Source organism: Citrobacter sp. Cpo221 (assembly GCF_030332345.1).
Lineage (GTDB): Bacteria > Pseudomonadota > Gammaproteobacteria > Enterobacterales > Enterobacteriaceae > Citrobacter > Citrobacter portucalensis.
Genome location: NZ_JAOWIA010000034.1, coordinates 179,965 through 196,363, shown reverse-complemented (window position 1 = coordinate 196,363; position 16,399 = coordinate 179,965). Strand labels below are relative to the sequence as shown.

Genomic DNA, 16,399 nt, shown 5'->3' with positions numbered 1-16,399 from the left:
AAGACAACGTCGTATTGATAAGACCGGGGAGATTCTTTGAACTGACCCCATAATGTTGGACAGTTTATTTTAAGCGGTTATCTGGGCCTGGGTTCGGTACTCTACCGGACTCAGGCCTTTCAGTTTCTGTTTTATTCTTTCATGGTTGTAATAGTGGATGTAGTCATCGATAGCCATGCGCAACTCGCTGATATTCTTGTGTTCCGTGAGGTAAAAACACTCAGATTTCAGTGTGCCGAAGAAGCTCTCCATCACTGCATTGTCATGACAGTTTCCCTTTCTTGACATGCTCTGTTTTAGACCCGCCTCCTTTAGCCGGTTCTGATAATGCGCCATCTGATATTGCCAGCCCTGATCTGAGTGGAGCAGCGGGTATTCGTTTTTGCCCAGTACAGATATAGCCTTCGACAGCATGTTATCCACCATCGACAGAAGAGGACGGGACTCCATCTGATACGCTACTATTTCTCCGTTATACAGATCCAGAACCGGGGACAGATACAGCTTTTCTCCGCTTACTTTAAATTCCGTGACATCTGTTACCCACTTCTGGTTGGGTTTATCCACACTGAACTGCCGGTTCAGTACATTACCCGCAACTTTCCCATGCCGGCCTTTGTAAGAGTTATATTTCTTCCTTCTGATACAACAGGTTAAATCTAACACCTTCATTAACCTCTGAACCGTTTTATGGTTCAGTAAGCTTCCTTCCCGGCGGCCAGCCAGCGTGATTCGCCTGTATCCATACCGTCCTTTATGTTTATGGAACAGCGTTAAAATATGCTGCTTATCATCGGCATATTTGTCTGGTTTTTTACCGTTGGCCAGTTGCCAGTAGAACGTGCTTCTTGCCAGCCCTGCAGCTTTTAACAAGCGTGCAAGAGGGAACTTCAGCCTTAACTCATTCACGACCTGCGCTTTATCCCGCGTCCTGACGTGCTTCTTTCCCTGAGTAAGGCCTGCAGCTTTTTTAGATATGCCACTTCAGCACGCAGTTGTTCAAGTTCCTCACGTTCATCCGGAGCAAGAGGGGTCTGCAAAGGAGGGACGGGGTGATTCTCAGGGCGTTCTGGCATCGTTTTTTTCCTGCGTCGACTGTCTGTAAGGGCTTCTAATCCCCCTTCATCATACAGTCGTTCCCACTGACTAACAGTGGAAAAGGCAGGGATAGTGAATTTTGCACAGACTTCGCGAACAGACAGCTGGTGTTCAAGCATATGCAGGATAACGGACTCTTTAAAAGCAGGAGAATAGGTGAAATGCCGGGTTGTAAGCCCGGCTTCGCCATGGAGCTTCCAGGCAGCAGACCATTTACGAACGGCACTGTGATCGATACCAAAACGTTTTGCAGTCGCCTCCTGTCCTTCCAGCCCGGAAAGATAGTGCTGCACAACCTCAAGCTTGAAGCTGAGAGAATACTTGCTCATAAAAAACTGCACCTTACTTCGTTGGGTGTCCAACTTTTTGGGTGCAGTTCATCTTCTCCCCGGTTTTTTTATGCCTGCTATTCAGCAAACCGAAGAGATACAGGATAAGAACAGGTAGGAAACAGAAACAAAAAAACCCCCGCTTTTCAGCGAGGGTTTAAATTTTGGTGGAGCTAAGCGGGATCGAACCGCTGACCTCTTGCATGCCATGCAAGCGCTCTCCCAGCTGAGCTATAGCCCCACGATGCTATTACGTACGAACCAAATTTATTGGGATTAAATTTGGTGGAGCTAAGCGGGATCGAACCGCTGACCTCTTGCATGCCATGCAAGCGCTCTCCCAGCTGAGCTATAGCCCCATTACGTAAAGCTTGTCGAGTTGACGGGCGGCATCATATGAATTCCCTTCGCGTGTGTCAACGGCAAAATTAACTCATAGAATTCAATCGCTGAAAAAGCAGTCAAATGAAGAACATTGCGTAACAACTCGCATTCAGTAGTTAAACGCGTCACGGTTTCTACTAAAATGGTGCTATAAAATGAGCCACTAATTAACCCCACGACTATTCAGGGAATCGTTATGTTCAAGGAACGGATGACGCCAGAAGAACTTGCTAATCTGACCGGATACAGCCGACAGACCATCAATAAATGGGTGCGCAAGGAGGGTTGGGCTACATCACCAAAGCCAGGCGTACAGGGCGGTAAAGCGCGTCTGGTTCACGTCACCGAACAAGTTCGTGAATACATTCGCAGTGCTGAGCGTTCAGCCGAAGGTTTATCAGATAATTTATCGTTATCCGGCGATACCTCTATCGAAGCTCTACTGATTAGGCTCGCCAAAGAGATGACTCCGTCAGAACAGAAAATGTTTACGTCACTGATCCTGCGTGAAGGCATTACGGGTTTATTACAACGCTTAGGGATCCGCGACAACAAATAATATGAAAAAATTACGCAGCAAAATGACGACCGAAGAACTGGCGGACTGTCTCGGGGTTGCCAAACAAACCGTCAATCGTTGGATCAGAGAACAAAACTGGACCACCGAAAAGTTTCCCGGCGTTAAAGGGGGTCGTGCAAGGCTGATTCACATCGACTCCAGCGTCCGCACGTTTCTGCTCAATATTCCGGCTTTTCGCAAAGTCCCTGACATTTATCAGGCTGAGGAACCGCTGGCAGAATACAACCACGTGGTGCGTAGCCACGCCTGTCGCCAGATAATTAGCGCACTGGACAACATGTCCCCAACGGAACAAGAAAAGCTGGCTATGTATATTTCGCGCGAAGGTATTCGCACTTTCCTTACCCGTCTGGGTATTGATGAGTCTGAATAACAGGCAAAAAAAACGGCAGGATGCGCTCCTGCCGTTGTTTCATCGCTCAACCGATCTTACTGCTGGCTTTCACGCTCAGCAATAAACGCCAGCGCTTTATTAATACGCTCAATGCTGCGTGATTTACCAATCGCATGCACCGTGACGTCTAACGCCGGAGACTGACCCGCGCCGGTTACGGCTACGCGCAGCGGCATCCCAACTTTACCCATACCCACTTCCAGCTCATCAGCGGTTGCCTGAATCGCGTGGTGCACGTTTTCTGCCGTCCACTCGCTGATAGCAGCCAGCTTATCGCGAACCACTTCCAGCGGCTGACGCGCTACCGGACGCAGGTGTTTCTTAGCTGCATCCGCGTCGAACTCAGCAAAGTCTTCGTAGAAGTAGCGGCAGCTCTGCGCCATCTCTTTCAGCGTTTTGCAGCGCTCACCCAGCAGTTTAACCAGCTCAGACAGCTGCGGACCGACGCGAGTATCGATATTTTCCTGCTCAATGTGCCATTGCAGATGCGTTGCCACATATTCTGGTGCCAGCGAATTAATGTAGTGATGGTTCAGCCACTGCAGTTTTTCGGTGTTGAACGCACTGGCAGACTTGCTCACCGCACTAAGGGAGAACAGTTTGATCATCTCTTCACGGGTGAAGATTTCCTGATCGCCGCTGGACCAGCCCAGACGCACCAGATAGTTCAGCAGCGCTTCCGGCAGGTAACCGTCGTCGCGATACTGCATAACGCTGACCGCACCGTGACGTTTAGAGAGTTTTTTACCGTCGTCGCCGTTGATCATCGACACGTGTGCATAAACCGGCACCGGCGCATTCAGCGCTTTCAGGATGTTGATCTGACGCGGAGTGTTGTTGATATGGTCTTCACCACGAATAACGTGAGTGATTTCCATATCCCAGTCGTCGACAACAACACAGAAGTTGTAGGTCGGGGAACCGTCAGTACGGCGGATGATCAGATCGTCCAGCTCCTGGTTGCTGAATTCGATCGGCCCACGGATCTGGTCGTCAAAAATAACGGATCCATCCTGCGGGTTGGCAAAACGCACCACGCAGGGTTCATCAGCAGCATGATGCTCATGGCCGTGGCGGCAGCGACCGTCGTAACGTGGCTTCTCACCGTTTGCCATCTGCTCTTCGCGCAGTGCGTCCAGACGCTCTTTGGAGCAATAGCATTTATACGCGGTACCGGCTTCCAGCATCTCATCAATCACGGCGTTGTAGCGATCAAAACGTTTGGTCTGGAAGTACGGACCTTCATCCCATTCCAGATTCAGCCAATTCATGCCATCCATAATGGCTTCAATAGCTTCCGGAGTGGAGCGTTCGAGATCGGTGTCTTCAATACGCAGCACAAACTCACCGTCATGGTTACGTGCAAAAAGCCAGGAATATAGAGCAGTACGCGCACCACCGACGTGCAGGTAACCTGTCGGGCTTGGCGCGAAGCGAGTTTTGATTTTCATGAAATGGCCTTACGTTTATAAAGATGCCGACAACCGGCAAATCCTGGGAAGATTATCAGGCTCGTATTCTATCACTGTGGTCTGATTCCTCAATGTTGTTCAGGTTGGAACATCACGCTTTGCCATTTTCGTATACAAATCATGCTGCATGGATTGATTTGCGATCGTTTTGTTTAAATTTACGACGAACGAACAAATTCTTTAGAAAATGCGTTGACTCATTTTCAACTCTCCCTATAATGCGACTCCACACAGCGGGGGTGATTAGCTCAGCTGGGAGAGCACCTCCCTTACAAGGAGGGGGTCGGCGGTTCGAACCCGTCATCACCCACCAACTACTTTATGTAGTCTCCGCCGTGTAGAGTAAGAAATTGAGAAGTGGGTGATTAGCTCAGCTGGGAGAGCACCTCCCTTACAAGGAGGGGGTCGGCGGTTCGATCCCGTCATCACCCACCACTTTCTCGCCAGCTGGATTTCTTACAAAAAATTGAAGTACCGAAGTGGGTGATTAGCTCAGCTGGGAGAGCACCTCCCTTACAAGGAGGGGGTCGGCGGTTCGATCCCGTCATCACCCACCACTTCGGGTCGTTAGCTCAGTTGGTAGAGCAGTTGACTTTTAATCAATTGGTCGCAGGTTCGAATCCTGCACGACCCACCAATGTAAAAAGGCGCCCTAAAGGCGCCTTTTTGCTATCTGCGATTTATAAGATCCCAACCTGCTTGCCTGATGCGCTGCGCTTATCAGGCCTACAGACGCCCCTGACACACGCAGGCCGGATAAGACGTTAGTCGCCATCCGGCACAGACATCACATCGTCAATGCCGCTACCAGTTTCCCCAGCGCGGGTGTCGCCTGCTGTTGGTCATACACAATATACAAATCCGCCGGAATACGTTCCTCTAACGGTCGAAATACCACGCCAGGCCAATTCATCTGCGCATAGCTGTCAGCAATTAACGTAATACCAATCCCCATGCTGATCATCGCCAGCACCGTTTGCGGCTCCCTCACCTCACGAATAATCATCGGGGAAAATCCAGCACTCAGGCAAACTCGCTGCAAAAATGCCCAGTCAGTATGAATGGAAGGCATTGTGACAAAATATTCATTTCTCAACGCCTCCAGCGGTATGGACTCACAGGCAGTAAGAGGATGTTCTTCCGGCATGGCAACCAGAAAAGAGGACTCATGCAAACGCAAACTGGTAAAACCGGGAGAAAGCTCCGTAGCCATCCGCCAAATTCCCGCATCCAGTTCACGCCGTTCCAGCATCGTCATCTGCATCGCGGGCATGTTCTCGCGAAACAGCACCTCAACATTGGGATTATCCTTCATAAAACGCCGCATCACCGGACGCATTTTTCCCCACATCGCTGTACCGATAACGCCAAGCTCAATTCGCCCTGCCTCACCACGACCAATTTGCTCCACTCTCGCCAGCGCCTGATTGGCACTGGATAACAGTCGGCGCGACTCTTCCATCAATATCTTTCCCGCGTGAGTTAACGCCACGCTGCGGGAATGACGGATAAATAGCAAAGTGCCGAGCTGTTGCTCCAGCTCTTTAATATGGGTACTGAGCGGCGGTTGCGACATATTCAGGCGAGCAGCAGCACGTCCAAAATGCAGTTCTTCTGCGACAGCAAGAAAATAACGCAGTAACTTCAGATCGATGCGGTGCGTGCGTTCCATGGATAATGCGCTCCTGAAATAAGGATAATGCGCAAAGTTACCACATTGCCTCGCAGAAAATGAAACGGCGGGTATCAGATCCCGCCGCCAATGGAGTGTTAATGTGCCGGTGATTTCTGTGCCAGTCGTTCAGGCTCATGCTTGTACTTGAAGAACAATGCAAAGATAACCGCCAGAGCCAGCGCATACGCGGCAAACACCAGCCAGATAGTTTGCCAATCCTTGACGCCATCGACAGAAAAATAGTCTACCGCCATACCACTCAGGATTGATCCCACCCACGCGCCAACGCCGTTTACCATCGTCATAAACAGCCCTTGCGCGCTGGCGCGAATGTTAGAGCTAACCTCCTGCTCGACAAATACCGATCCCGAGATATTGAAGAAATCAAACGCACAGCCGTAGACGATCATCGACATCAGCAGCAGCACAAAACCAAACGGCGACGGATCGCCAAAGGCAAAGAAGCCAAAGCGCAGCGTCCATGCCAGCATGCTCATCAGCATCACCGTTTTTATGCCAAAGCGTTTAAGGAAGTACGGAATAGTGAGAATAAAGCCCACCTCCGCCATCTGTGAAACGGAAAGCAATATGGAGGGATACTTCACCACAAAGCTGTCGGCAAATTCCGGGTTACGGGCAAAATCATGCAGGAACGGATTGCCAAAGACGTTGGTGATTTGCAACACCGCCCCCAGCATCATCGCAAACAAAAAGAAGATTGCCATCTGCGGTTTTTTAAATAGGACAAAGGCGTCCAGACCGAGCTTGCTGGCAAGCGTGGTGTTTGCTTTCTTCTCAGCAACCGGGATTTTCGGCAACGTAAGCGCATACAGAGCCAGCAGCAACGATGCGCCTGAAGCGATATACAACTGCGCGCTGCTCAGCTCCAGTCCCTTCAAACTGACTGTCCACATCGCCACAATAAACCCTATGGTGCCAAACACACGAATTGGCGGGAACGCGGTGACCGGATCCTGACCCGATTGTGCCAGACACGAGTATGAGACGCTATTCGATAACGCAATCGTCGGCATATACGCCATTGCGTTAACCAGCATCACCCAAAACATGGTCTGCGGATCGGTAACGGTTGTGGCATATAGCAACACGCCCGCACATACAAGATGACAAAGCATATAGGCGCGCTCGGCGCGTAGCCATTTATCGGCAATGATGCCCATAATGCCCGGCATGATAATCGCCGCCAGCCCTTTCGAACTGTAAATCATACCGACGTTCGCACCGGTAAAATCCAGGGTATTAATCATGTAGGAACCCAGGGTTACCAACCAGCTTCCCCAGATGAAATATTGCAAAAACGACATGAGCTTTAAGCGAGATGCGATACCCATTTTTCCGTTCCTTGCCATAAAGTAAGACCCCGCAAGCGGGGTCATTTTTTAGTTATTCAGGCCAGTTTGCGCAAGAATCCGCAGATCAAATTGATGAAATTCTGCCGGGAGAGTTCCGCCGCAGCCAGCGTCTGCGCGTGAGATAATTTAACATCACCCAGACCTTCCGCCAGGTTGGTGATGGCCGCCACCGCAACCACTTTCAAACCGCAGTGGCGCGCAGAGATAACTTCAGGCACCACCGACATCCCCACCACGTCGCCACCGATAATTTGCATCATGCGGATTTCTGCCGCGGTTTCAAAGTTCGGCCCCGGATAAGAGACAAAAACCCCTTCACTCAGCGAGAATCCTTCCTCAGCGGCAACAGTTTGCAGGACCGCACGGTAGTCAGCATCATAGGCATTCGCCAATGAAAAGAATCGCTCACCAAAACGCTCATCGTTTGGCCCTACCATCGGCGTACCCGGCATCGTATTGATGTGATCGCTAAGCGCCACGAGGCTACCCGGTCCGACTTCGGGACGCAAAGAGCCTGCGGCATTGGTGCAAAACAGCAGCTCACATCCCAGCAGCTTCAGCGTACGAATGGCATCCGTCATCACCGTCATACCGCGACCTTCATAGAAATGTCCACGTCCTTTCATACAGGCCACCGGAATTCCCGCCAGATTTCCCAATACCAGTTCACCAGCATGACCGTGTACGGTACTCACCGGGAACCCCGGGAGTTTCTCGTAAGAGATGGCCACCGCATCCTCAATTTGATCCGCCAACGCCCCCAGGCCGGAGCCGAGGATAAAGGCTACGCGCGGCGTAAAATCCGGTTTGTAACCACGAATGATATCAGCGCTATACCAGGGATTTTGCGAGAAAAGAGAGTGGCTCATGAGATGTCCTTAATACTGAGTAATCGAAATAACGTAGCGTACCGCATTGTTATAGCGAGACTACGCAATCGATTACCAATACCGTTTACCCCGATTACCGATAGTAAATCGGTATAGATGGCATGTGCTAAATCAGCCTGAACTCACATTTTTTTTCTGCCAGAAATGGCAAGGAGTACCAACATATCTGGAATTCGTCAGACGAGTGGGCTGACAAAGCCCGCCCTGAGAATGACTGACAAATATTTGTTGATTATTAATAAGCGAAAGCAGGTATAACAACGCACTTTCGCTAATCAATAATCAAAACGGGGGAAACTGCTGTTTACTTTTTATAGAGTTCGCTGGTCACTACAGCCTGAGAACCATTGCCTATAGAAGAGAAGTTCTTAATGACAAAGAAATCAGCACCTTCTTTATCTGCCATTTTCGAAATTTTGTGCATACATTGATTCACCGTATTTTCCGTTACGGTGATTGACTTGACATGCTTTAAACTATTGGCTTCTTGTTGCGAGATTTCTGTAGCAGCAAAGGCAGACAGACTGAGAAAACACAAAGAAGCGGCCAATGATGTGACTAATGTCTTTTTCATAACTATCCTCATAATTTACATATTAATATTTGAGCGTCAAGATATACTTTTCACATAATATTGCAAACAAAAACCCTTCAATTTATAAAATAGACGAATCGACAAACATTGAAGAGTAATGAACATCATATGTATTGTTCAATAGGTTTATTATAGCGGGTTAAATACTTTCATAATAAACGCAGAAAAATAACACTAAATATCCGCGAGGAATTTAGTGCTATTTGCAATTAATTACCGGCCACTTCGTTAAGAAGAGTTGCCAAAATGCTAACTGGAGCAACAATATTATGTGCAACACCATAATCAAACTCCAGAACAGTACTTGCATCCTGATAATCTATATGGGTATCACCATTGTCATCCTGCCAAATAACCACCCGTAGGGGTAACTCTATTGCCGCATGAGGATTCGCTTGCATGGCAGGAGTACCACCCTTTGGGTTACCAAACAGAAATAACATCGTCGGTCGCAGAGCAAGACCTACATCCGTTGCCGCTTGCTGTTGATCAACCTGCACAAAAATACGAATATTTTTAGCATTCAATACGCTGACGAGTCTGTTTACAGTATCATCAAAATTGAACTTACTAGGCAGCGTTTTTGTCCGCTCCGGCTTTCTCATCTGTCGTTCCTTTATTTATAGAATATTCATGAAAATACCCGCCAGCGAATGACGGGTATTGATAAATGCTAGCACAGTTATTTAGGCGTCACTTCGACAGAGCCCCAGCTGATACCATTTGGGTTGTTGTCTACCGGAAGCGTGTTCACTACCTTACGCTCATTAATATCAATCATCGAAACAGAGTTTGCAAATGAGTTAGTTACGTAAGCATATTTGCCATTTTTATCGACAACCACGCCATGGGCCCCATCGCCAGTGGTGATGGTTTTCGCTACCGTAAGGCTTGCGATATCAATCATGTTTATTGTGTTACCCGGCTTGCTCTTCGAGCCCTGATTGGTTACCAGCATGCTTTTACCATCCGGAGTGCCAAACAGCTGGATTGGTACGGTACCGACATTAATTTTCTTCACAACTTTACGCGTTGCTGTATCAATCACCGCTACAGCATCTTCACCAGACAGGGAAACAAACACCAGTTTTCCGTCCGGTGAGAAACCTACCTGGGCTGGCATTTTACCTAATGGGATCTGCGCGACTTCTTTATTACTAGCTGTATCAACAACGGATACCGAGCCCCCTTTCATATTCGCGATATAAACTTCTTTACCGTCAGGACTCACTCTGAGGCCATGAGGGAATTTACCTACATTAATTGTCGTTAAATTTTTCAAATGTTCTGCATCAATCACGCTGATGGTGTTATCTGCACTATTTGAGATATACGCCATTTTCCCATCAGGGGTGACGACAACATGCGCAGGGTGTGCGCCAACCGGAAGTTTTGCAATAACCGTATCATTTTCGGCATTAATAACCCAAACTTCTCCATGTTCCTTTTTGCCAGCATGAGAATCTTTGCCCATGTCCATTTTCTCAGAATGAGCATCTTTGCTCATATCCATATGTTCAGAGCCTGATGAATGTGTCCCGTTAGCACCAAGGTTGGTTACCCAAACTGTTTTATTGTCTGGTGACACCTGAACGTTATGCGGCATTTTACCAACATGTACTTTATCTACAGTCTTTAAAGACGCAGCATCAAGTACATTAACTGAATCTGCACCTTCATTTGCTACATACACTCTGTCTGCTGCAAACGTATAACCAGACCATGCCAGCATACTAATTTGCATTGCAATTAAAATTTTATTTTTGCTTATCATCGCCGCCAATATCCCATTAGTTAAATATATTTACCGGATTAGTTTCAGTAACCAGCTATTGTAGGATTATTTAACATATCACTAATATTACTCCATCGGGATCGTGTTAATTCTACCTATAACGAGTTACTGTATGAATTGCTTAGTCATTTCATTAATCAATCGCTATACATCATTGTATTAGATACTGCTATCCGTACTTGCGTATAAAGAGTATCAACCTTCCAGCAAGTGGAAGGTCAAGAAAAAAAGTAATAATTTAAAATAGCCTTAAAAATCCGCAAGCTGAGCAATTGTCTAAGAATATCGCAGGAGAATTTATAAATATAAAGAGGTAGTCCGGTGCCGGGTAAAATATCAAAGTTAACGATCAGTTCATCGATACTGAAAGCCAAACCTAACGACATGACAAACACCAGCCATATCGTTAAAGCTGGTACAAAGGATCCCGTGCCCGACCGGCGGTTAATTCACTGGCCTGCATCCGCACCACGTCCCACAGCGCCTGGGCCGCAGTCGATAAAGAACGATTTTTACGTCGTGCCAGCATCAATTGTCGTTCCACAACCGGCGTCAGGCGTTTAACCTGCAAATGGCTGCCTTGTGGCAGAGGAAGCGCCAGCGCAGGCAGCACGCTGATACCAATCCCCGCCTCAACCATCGGGAACAGTGTGGCAGGGTGACCTATCTCCTGAACGATATTGGCCTCAATGGAAAAGTGGGCCAGTGCCGCATCGATCAACGGTCGACTGCCGGAAGCGTAATCCTGTAATACCAAGCGCTCATGATATAAATCCTGCCAATTTACCCATTCGCGTTGGGCTAGCGGATGATCCTCTCGACACAACAGCAGGAACGGTTCGGATAACACCGCTTCACACTGTAGATCGGTCACAGCACCTGGATCTATCACAATGCCAAAATCCACCTCGCCCTGACGAATACTTTCCAGCACCCACTGTTGCGGACGATCGTGCAGCACAAAATCGATTGCTGGATAAAGCTGATTACTCTGGGCAATACACTGTGGAATAAGGTGAGCTGATATTGTCTGGCTGGCGGCAACGCGCACCGTTCCGGTTAACTGCGTTCCCACCTGGCCTGCTTCACGCAGCGTGCTGTGCAGTTCATCCAGAATACGTTCCAGCCGAGCCGCCAACTGGTGCCCGGCTTCCGTCAGCACCACTTCCCGCGTTGTTCTATCTAACAACCGCACACCCGTCTGCCCTTCCAGCTCTTTAACGCTGTGGCTGACCGCAGACTGGCTTAAGCCAATGATATCCCCCGCCCGGCTAAAGCTTTTGGCCTGAGCGACGGTAACAAAGATACGCAGCTGACGCAGGGAGTAATTCATTTATTCGATTCATATATGGATGCAATAAATCAATTTTATTTCTCAAACAGAAAAACGCAAAATGTTCCTACCGAATTTCAGGAGCTTTTATGAAACTTTTTCGTATCCTTGATCCGTTCACGATAACGTTGATTACGGTCGTATTACTGGCGTCCTTTTTCCCGGCCAAGGGTGGCTTTGTGCCTTTCTTTGAAGGCTTAACCACCGCTGCCATTGCCCTGTTGTTTTTTATGCACGGGGCGAAGCTTTCGCGTGAAGCCATTATTGCTGGCGGTAGTCACTGGCGTTTGCATCTATGGGTGATGTGCAGCACGTTTGTTGTTTTCCCGGTACTGGGTGTTCTGTTCGCCTGGTGGGCGCCGGTTAATGTTGACCCGATGCTGTACACCGGTTTCCTGTACCTGTGTATTTTGCCGGCCACGGTGCAGTCGGCAATCGCTTTTACGTCGCTGGCAGGGGGTAACGTTGCCGCTGCCGTGTGTTCCGCTTCGGCCTCCAGCCTGCTGGGTATTTTTCTCTCGCCGTTGCTGGTTGGCCTGGTAATGAATATGCACGGCGCAGAAGGCAGTCTGGAGCAGGTGGGGAAAATCATGCTGCAACTGCTGCTGCCGTTCGTACTGGGACATCTTTCACGTCCGTGGATTGGTAATTGGGTGTCCCGACATAAAAAATGGATCGCCAAAACGGACCAATCCTCCATCTTGCTGGTGGTGTACTCCGCCTTCAGTGAAGCCGTGGTTAACGGGATCTGGCACAAAGTGGGGATTGGCTCGCTGCTGTTTATCGTGGTGGTCAGCATCGTATTGCTGGCAATCGTGATTGGCATCAACGTCTTTGTTGCGCGTAAATGCGGCTTCAACAAAGCCGATGAGATCACCATTGTCTTTTGCGGATCGAAAAAGAGCCTGGCAAATGGGATCCCAATGGCAAATATTCTGTTCCCGACGTCAGTGATAGGAATGATGGTGCTGCCGTTGATGATCTTCCATCAAATTCAGCTGATGGTGTGTGCCGTGCTGGCACGTCGCTACAAGCAACAAACGGACGCATTGCAGGCGCAGCAGAAAAGCCGCGCCGCAAAGGCTTAGAGCGGGCGTTTCAGGGGCTGCACCAGTTGCGTCAGCCCTTCAGTTTTAATCAGCAGCGTGATTTGCATCAGCTCGCCGAGCTTGCCCGGCGGGAATTCATCCTTACGGGCAAACCACAGCAGATACTCTTCCGGTACATCAATCAGCCGACGCCCTTTATATTTGCCAAAGGGCATCACGGTATTGGCGATTTCAACCAGCTGCTCTTTTTCCATCTCAGGCACCCAGTAAGCGGATCATTTCAGCTTCATCGATCACGGCAATACCCAGTTCCTGCGCTTTTGCCAGCTTCGAACCCGCCGCTTCACCGGCAATCACCAGGTCGGTTTTCTTCGATACGCTACCGGCCACTTTTGCACCCAACTCAGTCAGTCGCGCTTTGGCGTCATCGCGTGACATCAGGCTCAGACTCCCGGTCAGCACCACCGTTTTACCCGCGAAGGGGCTGTCGATTTCTTCAGCGTTGATGACCACCGGCGCAGGCCAATGGATACCCTGCGCCAGCAGTTGGACGATCACCTCGCGGTTACTCTCTTCGGCAAAGAAATTAAACACGTGGGTCGCTACCACAATGCCGACATCCGGCACTTTTTGTAGCTCTTCAATAGAGGCCGCTTCCAGCGCCTCAAGGGTGCCAAAATGTGCCGCCAGACCAGCCGCCGTAGCTTCGCCGACTTCGCGAATACCCAGCGCGTAGAGGAAACGGGCAAACGTTGTTTCTTTCGCTTTTTCCAGCGCATTCACCACGTTTTGTGCCGATTTCGGCCCCATACGATCAAGACCGGTCAGCTTGCCTGCGGTCAGTGTGAAGAGATCCGCTGGCGTGTGGACATACTCTTTCTCGACCAGTTGATCGATAATTTTGTCGCCCATGCCGTCAACGTCCAGCGCGCGGCGGGAAACGAAGTGTTTCAGCGATTCCTTACGCTGCGCTCCGCAGATTAAACCACCGGTACAGCGTGTGACCGCTTCGCCTTCCACACGCTCAACGTCAGAGTTGCATACCGGACAGTGGGTGGGAAACTCAATTTCACGCGTATCGTCCGGGCGTTCGGAAAGCACGACGTTCACTACCTGCGGGATGACATCGCCCGCACGGCGAATGACGACTTTATCGCCAATACGCAAACCAAGACGCTCAATTTCATCCGCATTGTGCAAGGTGGCGTTACTGACCAACACCCCGGCAACCTGAACTGGCTCAAGGCGAGCGACAGGCGTAATCGCCCCGGTGCGTCCAACCTGAAACTCAACATCACGTACGAAGGTCATCTGCTCTTGCGCCGGGAACTTAAAGGCCACCGCCCAGCGCGGCGCGCGGGCAACAAAACCCAGTTGCTCTTGCAATACCATGGAGTTGACTTTGATCACCACACCATCGATATCGAATCCCAGCGTCGGTCGGTCTTCTTCAACCTTGTGATAGTAAGCAAGTACTTCCTCCGGAGAGTCGCAAAGCGTAACTCTGTCGCTCACCGGCAATCCCCACTCTTTAAATTGCAGCAGACGGCCCAGGTGGGTATCAGGCAGCACACCACCTTCCAGCACACCGACGCCATAGCAGAAGAAAGTAAGCGGTCGCTTCGCTGTGATACGCGGATCGAGCTGGCGCAATGACCCGGCCGCCGCGTTACGCGGGTTAGCAAACACTTTGTTGCCAGTACGGCGGGCCTCTTCGTTAATTTTTTCAAACCCGGCCTGCGGCAGGAACACTTCACCGCGCACTTCCAGACGCGTCGGAATGTTATCGCCACGCAGTTTTAACGGGATCGCACGAATGGTGCGCACGTTCGAGGTAATATCCTCACCCGTAGTACCATCACCACGCGTTGCGGCACTGACCAGCACACCGTTTTCATACAGGATACTGACCGCCAGCCCGTCCAGCTTCAGTTCGCAGCACCAGGTTAGTTTGTCCGTACTCTTCAGTCTGTCCTGCACGCGCTTGTTGAAGGCGAGAAAACTCTCTTCATCAAACACGTTATCCAGCGACAGCATTGGCACTTCATGGCGAATCTGGCTGAACGCTGCTAACGGGGCGGCGCCTACGCGCTGGGTTGGCGAGTCGGGGGTGATAAGTTCCGGATGCTGCGCTTCCAGCTCGCGCAGTTCACGCATCAGGCGATCGTATTCCGCATCGGGAATTTCCGGCGCATCCATCACATGGTAGAGATACTCATGATGGCGAAGCGTGGTTCGCAGTTCTGTCAGTTGTTGTTCGATTGATTCCATATCGCACCATCAATGATAAAAAACCCCCGACAGGCGGGGGTTTAGCAAGGATATGTCACGCCAGAGGAGAATCAGGCGTGAGATTCTTTAACTTCGCGGATGCGGTCCTGATACTCGCGCAGTTTCTGCGGCGTCATCATACGACGTTGATCGTCGAGCACCACACCACCCACTTCATCGGCAATGTGCTGTGCGGACTGCAGCATCAGCTTAAAGTTTTGCAGCTCGTCACCGTAGGACGGAACCTGCATAAAAATAGTCACGCCAGGGGTGCTGAAATCACCCGTCATTTCGGGGTCAAACGTTCCTGGGTTAACCATATTGGCAAGGCTGAACAGCGAAGGACCGCTGCCATCCGGACTCAAATGACGATGGAAAATATTCATGTCGCCAAATTTAAAACCGGCTTGCTGAATGCTGTTGAGCAGCACTTCACCGTTGAGCTCACTACCGTGATGCGCCGCAACGTTCATAATAATGACCGCTTCTTTACGCTGCGGTTTTTCAGCAACAGGCGCTTCTTCAACTACCGGCTCAGGCTGAGGTTGATGTTCAACGGCAGGCTCTGCGGGCTGGAAAGCCTGCGGCGCAGGTTGCGGTGCTTGCTGCACGGGCTGCTGAACCTGCGGAGCAACGGGCTGATGCTGCATCGGCTGCTGCGCAGGTTGTTGCTGAACAGGCTGATGCTGCACCGGCTGCTGCGGTTGTACAGGCTGCGGCTGCTGCTGAGCATGCGGCGGCGGTACCGGCGCTTGTGCAGGCTGCGGCGCGGGTTGACGCGGCTGAGCAGACGCATAAGGCGGCTGGTACTGGTGTTGCGGCGACTGAGGAGGAACACCATGTTCCTGCGCGTTACCGGGAGCATGATTCACACGATGAACGCGAACTTCGCCCACGCCTTCGTCTTCCTCGACGTTGTCGTCGAACGAATCCTCGTCTTCACGTTTAGACTTCATGCGTTTCAGTGGGCGATCGCGGAATATAGAAGACCGCTCTTTACGGCTAGTCCAAAAACCATGTACCAGTAAAGCGATTATGGCGATCGCGCCAACAATGATTAATATCAGACGCAAATCCTGCATCATTATATTCTCTGTTGTTCTAACACCTTGCCACCACGGCAAACATTTACTCACTAAGAGTATTTGTCGATTACGCCAA

The 16,399-nt window shown here is 50.1% G+C and carries 15 protein-coding genes and 6 tRNA genes; 7 read left to right on the top strand and 14 right to left on the bottom strand.

From position 1 onward, the window contains the following. Positions 1–69: 69 nt before the first annotated feature. The 3 genes from OGY72_RS07355 to OGY72_RS07345 form a co-directional block, all read right to left on the bottom strand. A protein-coding gene (locus OGY72_RS07355; protein ID WP_286547496.1) for an IS3 family transposase occupies positions 70–1,427 on the bottom strand; the annotation gives its coding sequence in 2 pieces (ribosomal slippage) (positions 70–965 and positions 965–1,427; 1,359 coding nt in all). A gap of 165 nt (positions 1,428–1,592) precedes the next feature. Then, positions 1,593–1,668: transfer RNA gene (locus OGY72_RS07350), tRNA-Ala, on the bottom strand. A gap of 42 nt (positions 1,669–1,710) precedes the next feature. Continuing rightward, positions 1,711–1,786: transfer RNA gene (locus OGY72_RS07345), tRNA-Ala, on the bottom strand. Between the two features lie 221 nt (positions 1,787–2,007). On the opposite strand from OGY72_RS07345, the gene OGY72_RS07340 reads away from it, so the two are divergent. Together OGY72_RS07340 and OGY72_RS07335 are read left to right on the top strand one after the other, a co-directional pair. Continuing rightward, positions 2,008–2,370 (top strand): YfeC-like transcriptional regulator, encoded by a 363-nt coding sequence (locus tag OGY72_RS07340; protein ID WP_003028277.1) that lies wholly within the window; start codon positions 2,008–2,010, stop codon positions 2,368–2,370. Between the two features lies 1 nt (position 2,371). Further along, the gene (locus OGY72_RS07335) at positions 2,372–2,764 is read left to right on the top strand and encodes a MerR family transcriptional regulator (protein ID WP_148361680.1); all 393 of its coding nucleotides are present in this window, start codon (positions 2,372–2,374) and stop codon (positions 2,762–2,764) included. Between the two features lie 56 nt (positions 2,765–2,820). Here the strand turns inward: OGY72_RS07335 and gltX are convergent, their stop codons facing one another. Beyond that, positions 2,821–4,236, bottom strand: coding sequence for a glutamate--tRNA ligase (gene gltX / locus OGY72_RS07330; protein ID WP_003834898.1), 1,416 nt, complete (start codon positions 4,234–4,236; stop codon positions 2,821–2,823). Between the two features lie 258 nt (positions 4,237–4,494). On the opposite strand from gltX, the gene OGY72_RS07325 reads away from it, so the two are divergent. From OGY72_RS07325 to OGY72_RS07310, 4 genes are all read left to right on the top strand, one after another. After that, positions 4,495–4,570 (top strand) — tRNA-Val (locus OGY72_RS07325). 46 nt (positions 4,571–4,616) lie between these two features. Beyond that, positions 4,617–4,692 (top strand) — tRNA-Val (locus OGY72_RS07320). Between the two features lie 46 nt (positions 4,693–4,738). Then, positions 4,739–4,814, top strand: a tRNA-Val gene (locus OGY72_RS07315). Between the two features lie 4 nt (positions 4,815–4,818). Beyond that, positions 4,819–4,894: transfer RNA gene (locus OGY72_RS07310), tRNA-Lys, on the top strand. 150 nt (positions 4,895–5,044) lie between these two features. Here OGY72_RS07310 and OGY72_RS07305 read toward each other — a convergent pair. From OGY72_RS07305 to OGY72_RS07275, 7 genes are all read right to left on the bottom strand, one after another. Continuing rightward, positions 5,045–5,929, bottom strand: a complete 885-nt coding sequence (locus OGY72_RS07305) for a LysR family transcriptional regulator (RefSeq protein WP_126317606.1) — start codon at positions 5,927–5,929, stop codon at positions 5,045–5,047. Positions 5,930–6,027: 98 nt separating this feature from the next. Further along, complete coding sequence (locus OGY72_RS07300) at positions 6,028–7,284, bottom strand: nucleoside permease (protein WP_286547494.1); 1,257 nt, start codon at positions 7,282–7,284, stop codon at positions 6,028–6,030. A 56-nt stretch (positions 7,285–7,340) separates the two neighbouring features. Then, on the bottom strand, positions 7,341–8,174 hold the full coding sequence (gene xapA / locus OGY72_RS07295) for a xanthosine phosphorylase (RefSeq protein ID WP_003834904.1): 834 nt from the start codon (positions 8,172–8,174) through the stop codon (positions 7,341–7,343). A 325-nt stretch (positions 8,175–8,499) separates the two neighbouring features. After that, positions 8,500–8,769 (bottom strand): YdgH/BhsA/McbA-like domain containing protein, encoded by a 270-nt coding sequence (locus OGY72_RS07290; protein WP_008785396.1) that lies wholly within the window; start codon positions 8,767–8,769, stop codon positions 8,500–8,502. Positions 8,770–8,999: 230 nt separating this feature from the next. Further along, positions 9,000–9,395 carry a DUF302 domain-containing protein gene (locus OGY72_RS07285; RefSeq protein WP_003834908.1) on the bottom strand — a complete coding sequence of 132 codons (396 nt, stop codon included), beginning with the start codon at positions 9,393–9,395 and terminating at the stop codon, positions 9,000–9,002. 77 nt (positions 9,396–9,472) lie between these two features. After that, positions 9,473–10,564, bottom strand: a complete 1,092-nt coding sequence (locus OGY72_RS07280; protein ID WP_003834910.1) for a YVTN family beta-propeller repeat protein — start codon at positions 10,562–10,564, stop codon at positions 9,473–9,475. 427 nt (positions 10,565–10,991) lie between these two features. Further along, positions 10,992–11,918 carry a LysR family transcriptional regulator gene (locus OGY72_RS07275; RefSeq protein WP_003834913.1) on the bottom strand — a complete coding sequence of 309 codons (927 nt, stop codon included), beginning with the start codon at positions 11,916–11,918 and terminating at the stop codon, positions 10,992–10,994. 89 nt (positions 11,919–12,007) lie between these two features. On the opposite strand from OGY72_RS07275, the gene OGY72_RS07270 reads away from it, so the two are divergent. Beyond that, positions 12,008–13,006, top strand: a complete 999-nt coding sequence (locus OGY72_RS07270) for a bile acid:sodium symporter family protein (RefSeq protein WP_003834916.1) — start codon at positions 12,008–12,010, stop codon at positions 13,004–13,006. Here the strand turns inward: OGY72_RS07270 and OGY72_RS07265 are convergent. The 3 genes from OGY72_RS07265 to zipA form a co-directional block, all read right to left on the bottom strand. After that, the gene (locus OGY72_RS07265; protein WP_003038102.1) at positions 13,003–13,221 is read right to left on the bottom strand and encodes a DUF3820 family protein; all 219 of its coding nucleotides are present in this window, start codon (positions 13,219–13,221) and stop codon (positions 13,003–13,005) included. The genes OGY72_RS07270 and OGY72_RS07265 overlap by 4 nt on opposite strands. Before the next feature lies 1 nt (position 13,222). Further along, positions 13,223–15,238 carry an NAD-dependent DNA ligase LigA gene (ligA, locus tag OGY72_RS07260; protein ID WP_060683464.1) on the bottom strand — a complete coding sequence of 672 codons (2,016 nt, stop codon included), beginning with the start codon at positions 15,236–15,238 and terminating at the stop codon, positions 13,223–13,225. Positions 15,239–15,309: 71 nt separating this feature from the next. Next, positions 15,310–16,323, bottom strand: coding sequence for a cell division protein ZipA (gene zipA, locus OGY72_RS07255; protein ID WP_003834924.1), 1,014 nt, complete (start codon positions 16,321–16,323; stop codon positions 15,310–15,312). Positions 16,324–16,399: the final 76 nt, after the last annotated feature.

Coding starts and splice junctions, on each gene's coding strand:
- zipA (WP_003834924.1), bottom strand. CDS start 16,323: ATGATGCAGGATTTGCGTCTGATATTAATCATTGTTGGCGCGATCGCC.
- OGY72_RS07265 (WP_003038102.1), bottom strand. CDS start 13,221: ATGGAAAAAGAGCAGCTGGTTGAAATCGCCAATACCGTGATGCCCTTT.
- ligA (WP_060683464.1), bottom strand. CDS start 15,238: ATGGAATCAATCGAACAACAACTGACAGAACTGCGAACCACGCTTCGC.
- OGY72_RS07335 (WP_148361680.1), top strand. CDS start 2,372: ATGAAAAAATTACGCAGCAAAATGACGACCGAAGAACTGGCGGACTGT.
- gltX (WP_003834898.1), bottom strand. CDS start 4,236: ATGAAAATCAAAACTCGCTTCGCGCCAAGCCCGACAGGTTACCTGCAC.
- OGY72_RS07305 (WP_126317606.1), bottom strand. CDS start 5,929: ATGGAACGCACGCACCGCATCGATCTGAAGTTACTGCGTTATTTTCTT.
- OGY72_RS07285 (WP_003834908.1), bottom strand. CDS start 9,395: ATGAGAAAGCCGGAGCGGACAAAAACGCTGCCTAGTAAGTTCAATTTT.
- OGY72_RS07300 (WP_286547494.1), bottom strand. CDS start 7,284: ATGGGTATCGCATCTCGCTTAAAGCTCATGTCGTTTTTGCAATATTTC.
- OGY72_RS07270 (WP_003834916.1), top strand. CDS start 12,008: ATGAAACTTTTTCGTATCCTTGATCCGTTCACGATAACGTTGATTACG.
- xapA (WP_003834904.1), bottom strand. CDS start 8,174: ATGAGCCACTCTCTTTTCTCGCAAAATCCCTGGTATAGCGCTGATATC.
- OGY72_RS07275 (WP_003834913.1), bottom strand. CDS start 11,918: ATGAATTACTCCCTGCGTCAGCTGCGTATCTTTGTTACCGTCGCTCAG.
- OGY72_RS07340 (WP_003028277.1), top strand. CDS start 2,008: ATGTTCAAGGAACGGATGACGCCAGAAGAACTTGCTAATCTGACCGGA.
- OGY72_RS07290 (WP_008785396.1), bottom strand. CDS start 8,769: ATGAAAAAGACATTAGTCACATCATTGGCCGCTTCTTTGTGTTTTCTC.
- OGY72_RS07280 (WP_003834910.1), bottom strand. CDS start 10,564: ATGATAAGCAAAAATAAAATTTTAATTGCAATGCAAATTAGTATGCTG.